Here is a 14034-nt window from a genome sequence, read left to right on the forward strand (position 1 = left end):
TTTACTTTATCAATTCAGCTGAAAAATTCAGAAAGCAAATTCTTCTCATTTTGGTATTGACGCTTCATGGATTTTAGTATAGAATAAATTTTGTCGCTGAAAGGTGACGACGTTTATCGGGGTGTAGCGCAGATGGGAGCGTGCGTGCTTCGGGAGCACGAGGTCGCAGGTTCGATCCCTGTCACCCCGACCAAGTACGCTTAGCACGTGGGCCAGATGAGCTGAGGATGAGCATTTAAGCGAAGCTGTTCAGATGAAGGCCGGGATAAGTCCTGTAATGCCTTGATACTGGGATATAGCCAAGCGGTAAGGCACCAGACTTTGACTCTGGTATTCGTTGGTTCGAATCCAGCTATCCCAACCAATTAAATTTGGTTCGCTAGCTCAGTCGGTAGAGCACGTGACTTTTAATCACGGTGTCCGGGGTTCGATTCCCCGGCGAGCCACCAATACAATATGCGGGTGTAGTTCAATGGTAGAATTCCAGCCTTCCAAGCTGGTCGTGAGGGTTCGATTCCCTTCACCCGCTCCATTAGTCCCTTTATTACACTTCGGGGTGTAGCGCAGCTGGGAGCGCGCGTGCTTTGGGAGCATGAGGTCGCAGGTTCGATCCCTGTCACCCCGACCATTTTAACCTTAGCCTCAATATGCGGGAGTGGCTCAGAGGTAGAGCGTCACCTTGCCAAGGTGAATGTCGCGAGTTCGAATCTCGTCTTCCGCTCCAATAATATGCGTCTTTAGCTCAGTTGGATAGAGCAACGCCCTTCTAAGGCGTGGGCCGGGAGTTCGAATCTCTTAAGACGCACCATATGGTGAACGTAGTTCAGTTGGCAGAGCGCCAGTTTGTGGCACTGGTTGTCGTGGGTTCGAGTCCCATCGTTCACCCCATTTTATCTTTGGGATATGGCCAAGTGGTAAGGCTCCAGACTCTGACTCTGGCATCGTTGGTTCGAATCCAGCTATCCCAACCAAATATGCAGATGTGGCGAAATTGGCAGACGCACTAGACTTAGGATCTAGCGCCGAGAGGCATGGGGGTTCAAGTCCCTTCATCTGCACCACAATACCTCTTTCAGCGGGAGTGGCTCAGAGGTAGAGCGTCACCTTGCCAAGGTGAATGTCGCGAGTTCGAATCTCGTCTTCCGCTCCATGCGGGTGTAGTTCAATGGTAGAATTCCAGCCTTCCAAGCTGGTCGTGAGGGTTCGATTCCCTTCACCCGCTCCATTAGGGAAAGACCTGCTTTGCAGGTCTTTTTTCATAACATGCCCCATTAGCTCAGTTGGATAGAGTGATGGTCTTCGAAACCAGCGGTCATGCGTTCGAGTCGCATATGGGGTACCACACAGGCAGCGATGCCTGTGGCAACAGAAAAGCCTTCCAGTCACCTTAAACGGTGATTCGGAGGCTTTTTTGACATTTGATTATGAATCAGTAAATGGTTAACATATTGCTGCTGGTGTATGGATGTTCACAATAATCAAGCTATGATTTACACGTGTGAACTACACGTATATAATGAAATGGAACTGATGAAATTACTTAAGTATAATGGATGGGAATTATTACGGATACACGGAAGCATTATGCCATATGCTATTGGCATTGTAGACAAAATTTAAGAGCAAATGGGGCTAAATAGCCCTGGTTCCTTTAACAATAGGAGGAGATAAACATGAAAGACAGGTATGTTTTCCCAGCGTTGTTCGAGTATGAAGGAAATGACATAAACGTTTCTTTTCCTGATCTTCCAGGTTGTTTGACATTTGGGAATAATGAAGCAGAAGCAATGTTCAATGCTAAAGAAGCTCTTGAAGGTTATTTATATGTGCTTGAAAGCGATAATGACGAAATTCCAGAACCTTCGAAGATTAAGGACATCGAAAGATTAGATAATGAAGTTGTTGTTTTGGTTGATGTGTGGATGCCACTGGTAAGAGATCAAGAATCTAATAAGGCGGTAAAAAAGACATTAACTATACCTAAATGGTTGAATGATGTAGCTGAACAAAACAACGTGAACTTTTCTCATTTACTTCAGGCTGCCCTTAAGAAGCATTTGGGAGTAAATCGATAATGATTACGGTAAGGATTAGGAAACTAATCCTTTTATCATTCCATTAGACTCAATTCAATACTTTCGTGTAAACAAATAAGTAGCGATTTTGTTTAAGTGCATATTGGCTTCCTAGATAAATGAACATGAAAAAAGAGCCCTGAGGCTCTTATTTCTCTCTCTTGAGAAGCACTGTCAGTATATAGTTGTTCAGGCTGCGGTTTACAGCATCGGCTTCCTTAACGAGTTCTTCCTTAAGATCCTCAGGAATAGTAAGCAGTATCTTTGTCTTATCAGTCGCTTTCATAGCACACCTCGTTCAAGTTTATGTTTATATTAAAATTATATACATAATCTGAAAAGACTTCAACATTAATATAAAAGTTTCACATATTTACTATAGAAAATTCACAGATTAATCCTTAAGTCATCTTAGAACAGAATTAATTCCATATATCAGGTTTTCAATCAATATCAGGATTTCTGAAGTCATGGACGTATCAGTATACATCGGTTCTGAATCAGAACTTATATGTTATTTGAATTTCTTAAAGGCGAATAGCATTGTTATCGAAACATACAAACAACCTCAGCCCGATCCAGGCTGAGGTTGTTTATTACTCTATATCATTTGTTATTTGGTTGTCTCTTTTCAGACGGTATCTTCCTCATGCATGATGTAAACAGGGCAAGGAGCATCTGCGATGACTCTCTGTGTTACTGAACCTATGAAGAGACGTCTGAGCTTTGAGAAGCCTCTTCGACCCATCAGTATGAGGTCGAATTTCTCACTTTCAGCAAACTTTAGGATCTCGACAGATGGTTCACCTTCCAGTACTACCTTGTTGAATGTGACACCTGAAGTGTCCATCTTAGCTAGGAAGTCATCGAGCATCTGTGCCTGTTTTCCTTTCATTCCATGGAAAAGTGCAGCCTTCTCGATATGGAATTCTGAGTTGTCTTGGAATTCTGCACTCTTTACGCTAGTTGAGCCAACACCTGTGACAATCTCATTGAAATCTGTTACATCTGACATACCATACTGAGACAGATCCGGAGCTTTAGCTACTGTAAGGAATGTGATCTCACTGCCATACTGTTTGGCAATCTCAATTGCCCTTGCTGCCGCTTTCTTTGAAGCGTCAGAACCATCGATAGGAACAAGCATCTTTTTCATTTCCGAAACCTCCTAACAGTGTATTTATCTGAATTGATGTCCAAGCATAATAGCTATGGACACCAGAGAATACCCGAAATCTGTGCTGAATTTCAGCTAATCAGATCAATTCGGATGTCTATACCATCATTATAATCCTTAAATTTTTGATAAGGTTTGAGTTTACACAATGTGCAATGAGAATACAATTAAAATTAAGAAACAACACAGTTTGTTCATTATAAAAATATCACCTAAATATGAATAAGTATTATAAGTTCAGGTGTGAAATAAGAAGGGAAACATAACGTTTAGGTTTTGTATGCTCCGCATTTCAAAATGTGAAAGGATGTCCGCAAATATTGTCAAATGTAACGAAATTGTAAATGGTTATATGATATAATTGTGTTGTTAGTTTAGATTTGGTTCTATCATAAATGCGATATTTGTTATCAGTTTTTATCGAAAGGAATGAACTTATGGGCAGTATCAGGAACAAGCGGATAAAGATTGCCGGGATAGCACTGGCTGTGCTGCTGCTTGCTTATTTTGGCATCCAGTATTACTTTGCAGACCGATATTATTACGGTACCCACATCAACGGAGTCGATGTTTCATTCAGGACACTTGCTGAATCGGAAGCACTGATTAAGTCGAAGGTTGAGAACTACGTACTTGAAATCAAGGGAAGAGACGTTGAAATTGAAACAATTAACGCTGCAGATTCCGGTCTTGAGCTGAAGAGCGATAACAAGCTGCAAGCGCTTAAGGATGAGCAGAATACAACATCATGGCTTCTGTCACTCTTCAGTGCACAGCACCTCAACCTTGATGATGTGGTAATCTATGACGAGGCGAAGCTTCAAAAGAAGATTGCGGATCTAGGGTGCCTTGATCCGGACAATGTCACTGAGCCGAAAAGCGCATATGTCGCATTTGAAGGCGGAGCTTTCAAGGTTTTTCCTGAAGTCAACGGAAACAGGCTGGATGAAGATAAGCTGAAAAAGGCCATAAGTGAAGCGATCATCAAAGAAGAGAGATCACTGGACCTTGATGAGAAAGGACTTTATGAAGTTCCGGAATACACATCAGAATCACCTGAAGTCAAGGCGGCGCTTGAGCTGGCTGATAAGTATGCATCTACAAGCATTACCTATGAAGGTTCAGGAGATGACATCACAGCAGACGCAGCTGTCGTCAGCCAGTGGGTGACAATAGATGAGGACTTCAATGTTTCGATAGACGATGCTAAGGTCACCCAGTTCGTAGATGAGCTGGCGGTCAAATACAACACGTACAAGACTCCGAGAAACTTCAAGACATCACTCGGGACGACGGTAACTATCAGCCGGGGCGACTATGGGTGGAGGATAAATACACAGGCTGAGAAGGATGCGATCCTTAAGGCGGTAACTGATGGACAGAAGATTGTCAGGGAACCGGAGTATCTCCAGAAGGCAGCTTCCCACGGAGCGGTGGACTATGGCAGCACATACCTTGAGATAAGCCTTTCAGCGCAGCATGCATGGTTCTACAAGGACGGGGTGCTCATCGCCCATGGCGACGTAGTGACCGGAGACGTAGAGAATGGCACAACCACTCCAACAGGCATATACAGGCTGAAGTACAAGGACAAGGATGCGACACTCAGAGGGGAAGATTATGAGTCGGATGTCAGCTACTGGATGCCATTCAATGGGGATGTAGGATTCCATGATGCTCCTTGGAGGTCAAAGTTCGGAGGGGACATTTATCTAAAGAACGGTTCGCATGGCTGCGTAAACGCACCATACAGCCTGGCTAAGGCAGTCTTCAACAACATAAGTGCAGGCAATGCGGTAATTGTATACAGATGATCAGGGAGGAGCGTAAAGCTTCTCTTCATTATTGCCTGGATTATTCCGATTGCATTGGGCTACAATGATTTCACAGTTATAAATATGTTGTATGCATTTCTATGATACTCTGTTGTCAAAACAACAGGAGGAAAGCCATATGGGACTTTTCACCGATAAAGAGATCCAGGATATGATGGAGACGAAGAACAGGGCAATCGAGGACTACATGTCAAACTACAAGATTGACGACCTGCCTGAAGAGAATGCCATGCTCAAGAAGGTAATATCCCAGTTCCTAATAAGCCCGAGATTCGTTCCATACTCAGCAAATGATGAGTACAAGGCGATAGTGGCATACCTTGAGATGCTGGTTGAGCAGAACTGGATAATAATCAGGCAGCTTGGCAGGATTTCAGGTAAAAACGAGAAATAGAACCAGGGCGAGACTGCGTTTAAAGCAGTCTTTTTTTGTTGCATGCATTCACCAAAATATAACATCAGGCGTATGCCAAAGATTGGTATAATTCAGTTAAGGGAAGCATTTGCCTAAGGGGACAGAGGACGGTGCTGGAGATGGAAGAGAACACTCGTCATGAAACAAGCGGTCTGACCGGGGCTGAGGTAAGAGAGAGGATTGAGGACGGGAGAGTCAACGCATATGTCCAGAAGGCCAGCAGGACGTATTCTGAGATCATAAGGTCAAATGTCCTGACCAGGTTCAATGCAGTGCTCGGAGGCCTGTTTCTTGTTGTCATCATATTAGGCTCGATTAACGATGCGCTTTTTGGGATGGTACTCATCCTTAACAGCCTTATCGGGATAATACAGGAGATAAGGGCGAAAAAGACACTGGACGCACTTTCACTGATCAGCGCTCCGAAGGCAAAGGTCATAAGGGACGGAAGTCAGACTGAGATCCCCTATGGCCAGGTGGTTGTTGATGACCTTCTTGTGCTCCACCCTGGAGACCAGGTTGTGGTAGACGGTACTGTTGTTTCATCCGAAGGACTTGAGATAGATGAGTCAATGCTTACTGGGGAGTCTCTGCCGGTAAGCAAGGGAATTGGCGAGGGGCTGCTCTCCGGAAGCCACACAGTTGCTGGAACTGGAAGATATGTGGCGGTCAAGGTAGGAAGAGAGGCATATGCACAGGAACTTGCTGACAAGGCGAGAAAGTTCAGCCTTTCAAAATCTGAACTGCGTGAAGGTATCGACAGGCTGCTTAAGTGGATATTCTGGAGCATAGTGCCTGTCGCCGTGCTTCTTTTCTACAGCCAGGTAAGGGCAGGCCTTTCAATACACGATACCTTCATCGGGACTGTTGCGGGAATCGTCGGAATCATACCGCAGGGTCTGGTCCTTCTGACAAGCATAGCCTTCGCTATCAGCGTCATAACGCTCGGCAGGCAAAGGGTTCTGGTACAGGAGCTGCCAGCTGTCGAGGTTCTCGCGAGGGTTGATGTGCTCTGCGTGGACAAGACCGGAACGCTGACGGACGGAACCCTCCAGACCTGCGAGGCGGTTGAACTTGAAGAAGGCTTTGACATGAGCAGCATACTCGGGGCGATCTGCAGCGCTTCAGTCCATAAGAATCCTACAATTGCCGCAATCGAGGTGAATTACCCTGATCCCCACTGGCAACTGACAGGTTCAGTCCCGTTTTCATCGGAGCGAAAGTGGAGCTATGCAGGCTTTGGGGAGCATGGCCACTGGCTGCTGGGAGCTCCTGAGATGCTCATGGAAGGGAAGGTACATTCAGACAGGATATCGGAAACTTATGAATCGTATGCGAAAAAAGGGTATCGTGTACTGATGCTGGCAAAGAGTGACTCCGCTCCTGCTGGAATCGTCCTTCCGGAATCCATTCTTCCTGTAGCCCTTGTACTCATAGCTGAAAGGGTAAGGCAGGACGTGGCAGCGGCAATGAAGTTCTTCAGGGAGCAGGGCGTTGCGATAAAGGTCATTTCAGGTGACAATCCGTCTACAGCGCTAAGTGTCGCAAGAAGGGCAGGGATAGTAAACGGTGGAGGATCCTATGACGTGCGTTTCCTTCCGGAGGATGAAAGGGAAGTGGCTGAAATAATGGAATCCTTTGACGTTTTTGGAAGGGTAACACCATACCAGAAGCAGAAGATGGTGAAGGCATTGCAGTCAAAGGGGCACGTTGTCGCCATGACGGGAGACGGTGTAAACGATGTGCTTGCCCTAAAGGACGCAGACCTTGGGATGGCTGTAGGTTCTGGTGTGGCAGCGACAAAGTCGGTTGCAAGGATAGTGCTTCTTGATGGGAAATTTGCGACACTGCCGAGGATAGTAGCTGAAGGCAGGAGGTTAATCGCCAACATAGAGCTTGTCGCAAACCTCTTTCTAGTGAAGACAGTGTGCGTAATGCTGATTGACCTTGTCACCTCGGTTACGGGGATGCCATTTCCCTTCCTTCCGAGGCATCTGTCGTTGGTAAGCGAAATAACCATCGGCATACCGGCATTCTTCCTGGCGCTGGCACCTAACATCAGGCGATACAAGCCGGGCTTTGTCGGGAGGATACTTCATTTCGTTATTCCTACAGGTTCAATCGCTGCAATATTCACGATGGCTTCCTTCTACATGGCGCTTAACGGCGGAGCTTCACTGGAAGAATCGAGGACAGCAGCAACGCTTACCCTGCTCCTTTCGAGCATGTGGGTGCTCATCATACTTGCAAGGCCTCTGATAAAGCTGAGGATACTTCTTGTATCTTCAATGAATATCCTAATGGTGATGATTTTTGTCGTTCCGTTCATGAGGACCTTTTTCGCCCTGGACTTTCCTGGCTATAGGATACTGGGAATTTCAGGAATCCTTACAATAATATCGGTAGCAGCCATAGAAACATACTGGAGGCTTCGCATACGGAACAAGGCTTAAGTAAGTGGATAAGGGGGGAGATTCATATGGGAAATGTCAAAGTGCTGATTTCAAAGGGTGGATATGCCTTCAGCAGATACTTTCTGGCTGTGCTGATATGGATGAGCCTTCTTCTGAAGCAAAAGGAACTCCTCCTGATCGTCCTCGTATTCCTTCTCCTGGCGGTAGCGCTGAAGCTCAGAAGGTCACCCCTGGTAGTCTTCTATGATAGGACAATCGGGAAGCTTATTCCATCGAAGCAGGTCGGCATAGACGAGGATGGGCTCAGGTTTGCAAATGCCCTTGGCAGTTTTCTCTGCCTCGTTTGTCTTGGGCTTCTTTACTTCGGTCCAGCAGGAGTTGGCTGGTACATGACAGGATTCTTTGCAGTCTTCAAGACAATCTCAGCTTTAGGTTATTGCCCGGGCCTGAAACTATATGAACTTTTCAGGAAATGATGTAGAATGGAACTCTGAATGTTGTAGAAACGAGGTGCTGCGAGTGTTTTTCATTGGCATATTTGGTGTTAAGCAGGGACAGAAGGAATTGGGTACCGAGAACAATGTGATCTGTCCTGAATGCGGACATCTTACAAGGCTTTCGGTGGTCAGGCAAAGCACATACTTCCATATATTCTTCATACCTGTATTCAGATGGAATGTAAGGTATTTTGCAAAGTCGCTTTGCTGTGGCCAGGCTTTCGAGCTGAATGTCGAGGCAGGCAAGGAGTTTGAAGAAGGAAAATCGGGCGCGATATCTCAGGGAGACTTGAGAAGCCTCGGACGAAATGGGAAGAGCTCCTTGGTGACTTGTGTAAGCTGTGGTGCCAGGGTGGAAAATAGCTACAGGTTCTGTCCTCACTGTGGAAATCCGTTGACTTGAAAAAGAACCCTTCACCAGTCGCAATTACACTGGGGAAGGGTTTTAGAATTCCCTTATTTACTTATATATACCGAAAGTGAAACTCGTTTAACCGCAGTAGCTTGCTCCTATTCTCCAACCCTTGCCGCAGCAGCAGTTAACGCAAGTATACTTGCACGCTGAAAAACCGAATTGAAATATTAGCAAACGGTGAACACATCACAGATCATACACGGATAGTTCGTTCTTTTGCAGCTGACAACATAAACGCCGGTGCCCTAAACGTAGCAAGACGCGGTGATAATGTACTCTGCCAGTATTTTGATGAACCTGGATTTAGCCCAGGTTTCCAGTAAGTAAAGTTTAGATGATCCTATGGTTTGATCAGTAGAAACCCTATGCAGGCTTCAGGCTGTAGAATTCCTTTTCCTTGAGTATCCTTCTGGCTGATTCCTTAAGATAGTCGGACTCCGGAAGGCGTCCGCTGTCTATAAGCTTTATCAGGTTTATCGCCCCATGCAGGGACTTCAGGTGTGAGTGCTGGGAATAGCTTGACTGATGCTTCCTTACGACCACATAGTCAGTGAATCCAACCTTCAGAACCTTGAAGTTCTTATGGTAATAAACTACTCGAGACATCCAATCAACTCCTAAAGTAAATTAACTGAATATTCTTTTATTAATTTTATTATATCTGATATCAGACCGAAAATACAGACATTTATTGTAAAATTCTGAATTATTTTCGTTAAATTTTCTTAACACCATTAACTCTCCAAAATGAACAGAATCTGAACGTGACAATGTTGCATTTTAATGAATTTTGACTTAAGTCAAAGATTCCATATATATAAAGAGGTAGAATCTAATTGTGAGACTATGACTGAAGGAGAGCTGGATTTGAAGAGGATAGACCTTAGGAAGACAGTATACGAGATCTGCACTGCTGAACCCGAGGCTGCCGGGATACTCAAGGACCTTGGCTTCACATCCATAACGGAGCCAGGGATGCTCCAGACAGCTGGAAGGTTCATGACAATACCAAAGGCATCAGCCATGAGGAAGATACCTATGGAAAGGATAATAGAGGAATTCAAGAATAAAGGATACGAAGTGGAGGAGATTTGATGAGCGACCTTATCAACAACAGGGAAAAGTTCCAGACAAACGATGAAAAGAGACAGGAGATGCTGAGAAGCATGATCCTGAAGCTACATGACGGGGTGGACCCAGCTGAAGTAAAGAAGGAATTCAAGGAGAAGTTTTCAGGAGTGTCATCCTACGAGATTTCCCAGATGGAGCAGAGTCTTATTAGTGAAGGAATGGCTGTCGAGGAGATCCAGAGGCTCTGCGAGGTCCACGCCGACATATTCAAGGGCTCCGTTGAGGAAGTCCATACTAAGTCAAAGGAAGAGGAGAGCATCGGACATCCTGTAAGGGTTTTAAGGGAAGAGAACTTCGCGCTGGAAAGGCTTATCGATGATGAGATAATGCCGAAGCTTGATGCATATTTCAACCATCCTGAAGCTCCGATTAAGCACCTGCTGATCGCTGACCTGAACCTGCTCATGGACATTGACAAGCATTATTCGAGGAAGGAAAATGTCATATTCCCATTCATGGAGAGATACGGCATAACAGCACCCCCTAAGGTAATGTGGGGAGTTGACGATGAGATAAGGGCAGACCTCAAGGAGGTCAAGTCCCTCATAACAGCTGACGACAGGGAAAAGGCAAGGGACAAGGCATATGCTGCCCTCGACAGGGTCAAGGAGATGATATTCAAGGAAGAGCAGATACTCATCCCGATGATCCTTGAGAAGTTCACGGAGGACGAGTGGCTCGAGATTGCAGCTGACAGCGAAGAGATAGGCTACTGCATTGTTGAACCAAAGGGCAAGTGGGTTCCGGACAGGGTATCCTTCCTGATGAAGCCGGAGACAAAGAGCCTTCCTGCAGATGGGAACATAAGGTTTGGAATCGGATTCCTTTCTCTGAAGGAGCTTGAGACGGTCCTTAATACTCTTCCGGTCGACATTACCTTCATAGACGAAAAGGATACGGTAAAGTACTTCAACCTTGCCAAGGAAAGGATATTCCCGAGGACCAAGTCAGTCATCGGACGTACTGTCCAGAACTGCCATCCGCCCCAGAGCGTAGCTACTGTCGAGAAGCTCCTCTCAGACTTCAAGGCAGGGAAGAAGGACCAGGAAAGTTTCTGGATCGACATGAAGGGCATGTTCGTGTTCATAACCTATTATGCGATAAGGGATGAGCATGGCAAGTACATGGGAACCCTTGAGGTGACACAGAACGTAAAGAGCATAAGGGACCTGACCGGCGAGAAGAGACTCCTTTCAGAATAATATAATAAATGCTTTGGATACATATTGTTAATGCTTTACTCACATGAAATTTATGTTTTCGCTGTATCATAGTATCTACAGAAATACAGATACAGCTGAATGAATAAGAGAGAGGTGAGCGCATGAAATCAGAAATCACAAAGCTTTTGAAATGGAGAAAAAGCGTAACCGAAGAAGAACCACTTAAGGACTACTGGAGGACACTGACAGACATGATCACCAGCAATGAAGAGCAGGGATTCGAGATCATGAAGGAAGCCACAGAGGATGAGGTTTACTATCTCAGCGAGATTTTCGAGGATATCTCAGGCCGCCTGAAAAGTGAGAAGTTCATCAGCCTGCTCAAGGAACTTAAGGAAAAATTCCCGGATACGGTCAAGGACGATGACATAGAGCTTGCAAAAGCCGCAATGAAGAAGAAATAAAGTTATAGCCCCAGGCAAAAAGCCTGGGGCATTCCTTTGCAATGCATGGATATCCGATTTTTTTGATTTGAAGGGAAAGTGAGGTTATAATTGATTGTATATGAAATTGGCAGGAGGTAGTAGCTTTGAACAACGCTGACAGGCAATATCTGGAAATAGTCAGGGATATCCTGGACCATGGCTGGTACGACCAGAACAGGACAGGTATAAAGACATATAAGCTTCCCCATAAGGTCATGCAGTTCGACCTTGGCAAGGAATTTCCAATACTTACATCAAAATTCGTTGGCTTCAAGACAGCTGTGAAGGAGATGCTCTGGATCTACAGGGACCAGTCCAACTCGGTGCTGAAGCTCCAGGAGGAGAATGTGCACATCTGGGACGAATGGATGAAGGAAGATGGCACAATAGGAACCTCCTACGGATGGGTGGTCAAAGAATACAGGCAGATTGACAAGCTGATAGAGCAGCTGAAGACCAATCCACAGGACAGGAGGATGATAATGAGCCTTTGGCAGATTCCTCATCTTGAAGGCGGATCCCTCTATCCTTGCGCGTTCATGACTATGTGGGATGTTTCAGGTGACAGGCTTAACTGCATGCTGGTGCAGAGGTCTGCGGACATGCCCCTTGGTGTGCCATTCAACATGGCCCAGTACGCTGTGCTTGTCCATCTGATAGCTCAGGTTACAGGTCTTAAGCCTGGACTGTTCACTCATGTGATCAACAACGCCCATGTTTATGAGAACCAGATACCAGGTATGAAGGAACAGCTCTCAAGGGGTGAAGCACCAGAATCGCCGAAGCTATGGATCAACCCTGCGATAAAGGACTTCTACGACTTTACAATAGACGACATAAAGCTTGTCGACTACAAGCATCTTGGAAAGATTGAAATGGAGGTGGCTGTCTGATGCTGAGCCTTATTGCGGCAGTCACGGACAAGGGTATAATCGGAAACGAGGGGACCCTGATATGGACAATCAAGAAAGATCTGAAGCATTTCAGGGAAAAGACCATGGGCAAGAAGATGATCATGGGAAGGACCACATTTGAAAGCTTCAGGAAGCCACTGCCAGGAAGAGAACATATTGTTCTCACAAGGGATGAATCCTATGATGTGCCTGAAGGGGTAAAGCTCATCCATGGAATGGAGGAGGCACTTGAGTACTCTAAGCTTGATGAGGAAGTATTTGTCATTGGCGGCGGAGAGATATACAGGAAGCTGATCCTCCACTGCTCAACACTATACATAACCTGGGTACACAACGATTTTGAAGGCGACACCGTATTCCCGATTGAGATGCTCGACAGCTTCGAGCTTGTTGAGAGCATCGACGACACTGACGAGGAAAGCGGAATGAAGCTGACATTCGCGGAGTACAGGAAGAAGACAAGGAAGAACTAATAAGACAGACAAGGTTAATAAAGGATTTGATTGAGAGGCGATGGTGGAACAGGCTGTCGCCTTTTGTTATAGGTTACACGAGTAAGTCATCACAATCACAATTTATATCCATATTCAAATCATCTCCGCAGGTGTTTTTGGGATTGGAAATACTCAATTAGTTCCGTAGAAAACTGAGCGCCGCACTCGTGAAGCGGCGCTCAGTACCAAAATATCAAGATAAAGTTAAGCAGCTTATTGCTTTGAGGGGATTGGATGATTCCTTCTGTATAGTCCAAGTGAAAGAGACATACCGATTCCTACTCCCATTACAATGGCAACATAATTGGGGTCCTGGGCATGGAAAGGAGAAATCAACTCCATGAAAAGGCTGCGGATAGGATAATCCTTGTTAAATGCACTGACCAGCAATCCGAATGGGAAAGCTGCAAGTCCGGAAATCAATGCGGAAAAGACCACTGCATGCCTCCCGAATAATACACCTCCGAGGATAGCACCGCATACAGCACCTACGATGGCAATCGCAAATGCGTCAGGCATCCCGGATGAGCTGAAGGATTCGGGAAGGACAGGAACCAGGTCGAAGAGGCCTGCTATACCGAAAGAAACCAGCACACCTAAAGGTAGTCCTATGAAGCAGACTAGTGTCACAACCGGAATCTTCTTCCATAGACCAGTCATTATTGAAAGCAGGAGACCGCCGATTCCACCGCTCACAGCAAATAGAAGGAAACCATCTTCAATGGTGTTCCCAAAGAGTGAGACAACCAGTGCACCGAAAGTGAATGTTACTATTCCTGCAACACCAGACCATATTACACCTATTGGGTTAGAGTAAAATCGTTCCATGGTATCATCTCCCATATGATATTGGGGTAATAGACAGACTTAAATGGTGATTTACATACTCCTGTTAGTAGTATTTTAAATCTTTAATGATGGGGATTCAAATTTTCAACTTTTATTGAGTATTTTACCAGCAGAGTTTATATGAGACGATATTGAACAAAAAATCTAGTTAACTCAAACTTCGCAGTTTA

At 45.3% G+C, this 14034-nt stretch carries 15 protein-coding genes and 13 tRNA genes; 24 read left to right on the forward strand and 4 right to left on the reverse strand.

Annotated elements, in window-relative coordinates:
* Positions 1 to 117: 117 nt before the first annotated feature.
* From T472_RS00585 to T472_RS00650, 14 genes are all read left to right on the forward strand, one after another.
* Positions 118 to 193, forward strand: a tRNA-Pro gene (locus T472_RS00585).
* A 96-nt stretch (positions 194 to 289) separates the two neighbouring features.
* Positions 290 to 364: transfer RNA gene (locus T472_RS00590), tRNA-Gln, on the forward strand.
* Between the two features lie 9 nt (positions 365 to 373).
* Positions 374 to 449: transfer RNA gene (locus T472_RS00595), tRNA-Lys, on the forward strand.
* 9 nt (positions 450 to 458) lie between these two features.
* Positions 459 to 532 (forward strand) — tRNA-Gly (locus tag T472_RS00600).
* A gap of 20 nt (positions 533 to 552) precedes the next feature.
* Positions 553 to 628: transfer RNA gene (locus T472_RS00605), tRNA-Pro, on the forward strand.
* A gap of 21 nt (positions 629 to 649) precedes the next feature.
* A tRNA-Gly gene (locus T472_RS00610) sits at positions 650 to 724 on the forward strand.
* Positions 725 to 731: 7 nt separating this feature from the next.
* Positions 732 to 808 (forward strand) — tRNA-Arg (locus tag T472_RS00615).
* A 4-nt stretch (positions 809 to 812) separates the two neighbouring features.
* Positions 813 to 888 (forward strand) — tRNA-His (locus tag T472_RS00620).
* A 9-nt stretch (positions 889 to 897) separates the two neighbouring features.
* Positions 898 to 971 (forward strand) — tRNA-Gln (locus T472_RS00625).
* 5 nt (positions 972 to 976) lie between these two features.
* Positions 977 to 1061: transfer RNA gene (locus T472_RS00630), tRNA-Leu, on the forward strand.
* Between the two features lie 14 nt (positions 1062 to 1075).
* Positions 1076 to 1150: transfer RNA gene (locus T472_RS00635), tRNA-Gly, on the forward strand.
* A 1-nt stretch (position 1151) separates the two neighbouring features.
* Positions 1152 to 1225 (forward strand) — tRNA-Gly (locus tag T472_RS00640).
* Between the two features lie 40 nt (positions 1226 to 1265).
* A tRNA-Arg gene (locus T472_RS00645) sits at positions 1266 to 1342 on the forward strand.
* Between the two features lie 331 nt (positions 1343 to 1673).
* Entirely contained in the window at positions 1674 to 2075 is a 402-nt protein-coding gene (locus T472_RS00650) for a type II toxin-antitoxin system HicB family antitoxin (RefSeq protein WP_023388855.1), read from the forward strand.
* 148 nt (positions 2076 to 2223) lie between these two features.
* Here T472_RS00650 and T472_RS19480 read toward each other — a convergent pair whose 3' ends face one another.
* Together T472_RS19480 and T472_RS00655 are read right to left on the reverse strand one after the other, a co-directional pair.
* The gene (locus tag T472_RS19480; RefSeq protein WP_023388854.1) at positions 2224 to 2361 is read right to left on the reverse strand and encodes a hypothetical protein; all 138 of its coding nucleotides are present in this window, start codon (positions 2359 to 2361) and stop codon (positions 2224 to 2226) included.
* Positions 2362 to 2706: 345 nt separating this feature from the next.
* A complete protein-coding gene (locus T472_RS00655) occupies positions 2707 to 3231 on the reverse strand; it encodes a universal stress protein (protein ID WP_023388853.1) in 525 nt (174 codons plus the stop codon).
* Between the two features lie 458 nt (positions 3232 to 3689).
* Between T472_RS00655 and T472_RS00660 the strand changes: the two genes are divergently transcribed.
* The 5 genes from T472_RS00660 to T472_RS00680 all read left to right on the forward strand — a co-directional run bounded on the left by T472_RS00660 (position 3690) and on the right by T472_RS00680 (position 8816).
* Complete coding sequence (locus tag T472_RS00660) at positions 3690 to 5066, forward strand: L,D-transpeptidase family protein (protein WP_023388852.1); 1377 nt, start codon at positions 3690 to 3692, stop codon at positions 5064 to 5066.
* 139 nt (positions 5067 to 5205) lie between these two features.
* Entirely contained in the window at positions 5206 to 5481 is a 276-nt protein-coding gene (locus tag T472_RS00665; protein WP_023388851.1) for a hypothetical protein, read from the forward strand.
* A gap of 140 nt (positions 5482 to 5621) precedes the next feature.
* Positions 5622 to 7955 carry an HAD-IC family P-type ATPase gene (locus tag T472_RS00670; protein ID WP_040906189.1) on the forward strand — a complete coding sequence of 778 codons (2334 nt, stop codon included), beginning with the start codon at positions 5622 to 5624 and terminating at the stop codon, positions 7953 to 7955.
* A 26-nt stretch (positions 7956 to 7981) separates the two neighbouring features.
* Positions 7982 to 8392, forward strand: coding sequence for a DUF4395 family protein (locus T472_RS00675; protein WP_023388849.1), 411 nt, complete (start codon positions 7982 to 7984; stop codon positions 8390 to 8392).
* A gap of 43 nt (positions 8393 to 8435) precedes the next feature.
* Complete coding sequence (locus T472_RS00680) at positions 8436 to 8816, forward strand: zinc ribbon domain-containing protein (protein WP_023388848.1); 381 nt, start codon at positions 8436 to 8438, stop codon at positions 8814 to 8816.
* A 375-nt stretch (positions 8817 to 9191) separates the two neighbouring features.
* Here the strand turns inward: T472_RS00680 and T472_RS00685 are convergent, their stop codons facing one another.
* A complete protein-coding gene (locus tag T472_RS00685; protein ID WP_023388847.1) occupies positions 9192 to 9434 on the reverse strand; it encodes a hypothetical protein in 243 nt (80 codons plus the stop codon).
* Positions 9435 to 9674: 240 nt separating this feature from the next.
* Between T472_RS00685 and T472_RS00690 the strand changes: the two genes are divergently transcribed.
* From T472_RS00690 to T472_RS00710, 5 genes are all read left to right on the forward strand, one after another.
* Positions 9675 to 9923 carry a DUF1858 domain-containing protein gene (locus tag T472_RS00690; RefSeq protein ID WP_023388846.1) on the forward strand — a complete coding sequence of 83 codons (249 nt, stop codon included), beginning with the start codon at positions 9675 to 9677 and terminating at the stop codon, positions 9921 to 9923.
* Positions 9923 to 11161: a DUF438 domain-containing protein gene (locus tag T472_RS00695; RefSeq protein ID WP_023388845.1), complete on the forward strand. Its 1239-nt coding sequence runs from the start codon at positions 9923 to 9925 to the stop codon at positions 11159 to 11161. Before T472_RS00690 ends, T472_RS00695 begins: the two co-directional genes overlap by 1 nt.
* A gap of 122 nt (positions 11162 to 11283) precedes the next feature.
* Positions 11284 to 11586, forward strand: a complete 303-nt coding sequence (locus T472_RS00700) for a hypothetical protein (RefSeq protein ID WP_023388844.1) — start codon at positions 11284 to 11286, stop codon at positions 11584 to 11586.
* Positions 11587 to 11711: 125 nt separating this feature from the next.
* Positions 11712 to 12500, forward strand: a complete 789-nt coding sequence (locus tag T472_RS00705) for a thymidylate synthase (protein WP_023388843.1) — start codon at positions 11712 to 11714, stop codon at positions 12498 to 12500.
* Complete coding sequence (locus tag T472_RS00710; protein ID WP_023388842.1) at positions 12500 to 12994, forward strand: dihydrofolate reductase; 495 nt, start codon at positions 12500 to 12502, stop codon at positions 12992 to 12994. The genes T472_RS00705 and T472_RS00710 overlap by 1 nt, the downstream gene beginning before the upstream one ends.
* A gap of 234 nt (positions 12995 to 13228) precedes the next feature.
* On the opposite strand, the gene T472_RS00715 is transcribed toward T472_RS00710, so the two are convergent.
* Complete coding sequence (locus T472_RS00715) at positions 13229 to 13843, reverse strand: hypothetical protein (protein ID WP_023388841.1); 615 nt, start codon at positions 13841 to 13843, stop codon at positions 13229 to 13231.
* Between the last annotated feature and the right edge of the window lie 191 nt (positions 13844 to 14034).

It is taken from the genome of Youngiibacter fragilis 232.1 (assembly GCF_000495435.3).
GTDB classification, from domain to species: domain Bacteria; phylum Bacillota; class Clostridia; order Clostridiales; family Clostridiaceae; genus Youngiibacter; species Youngiibacter fragilis.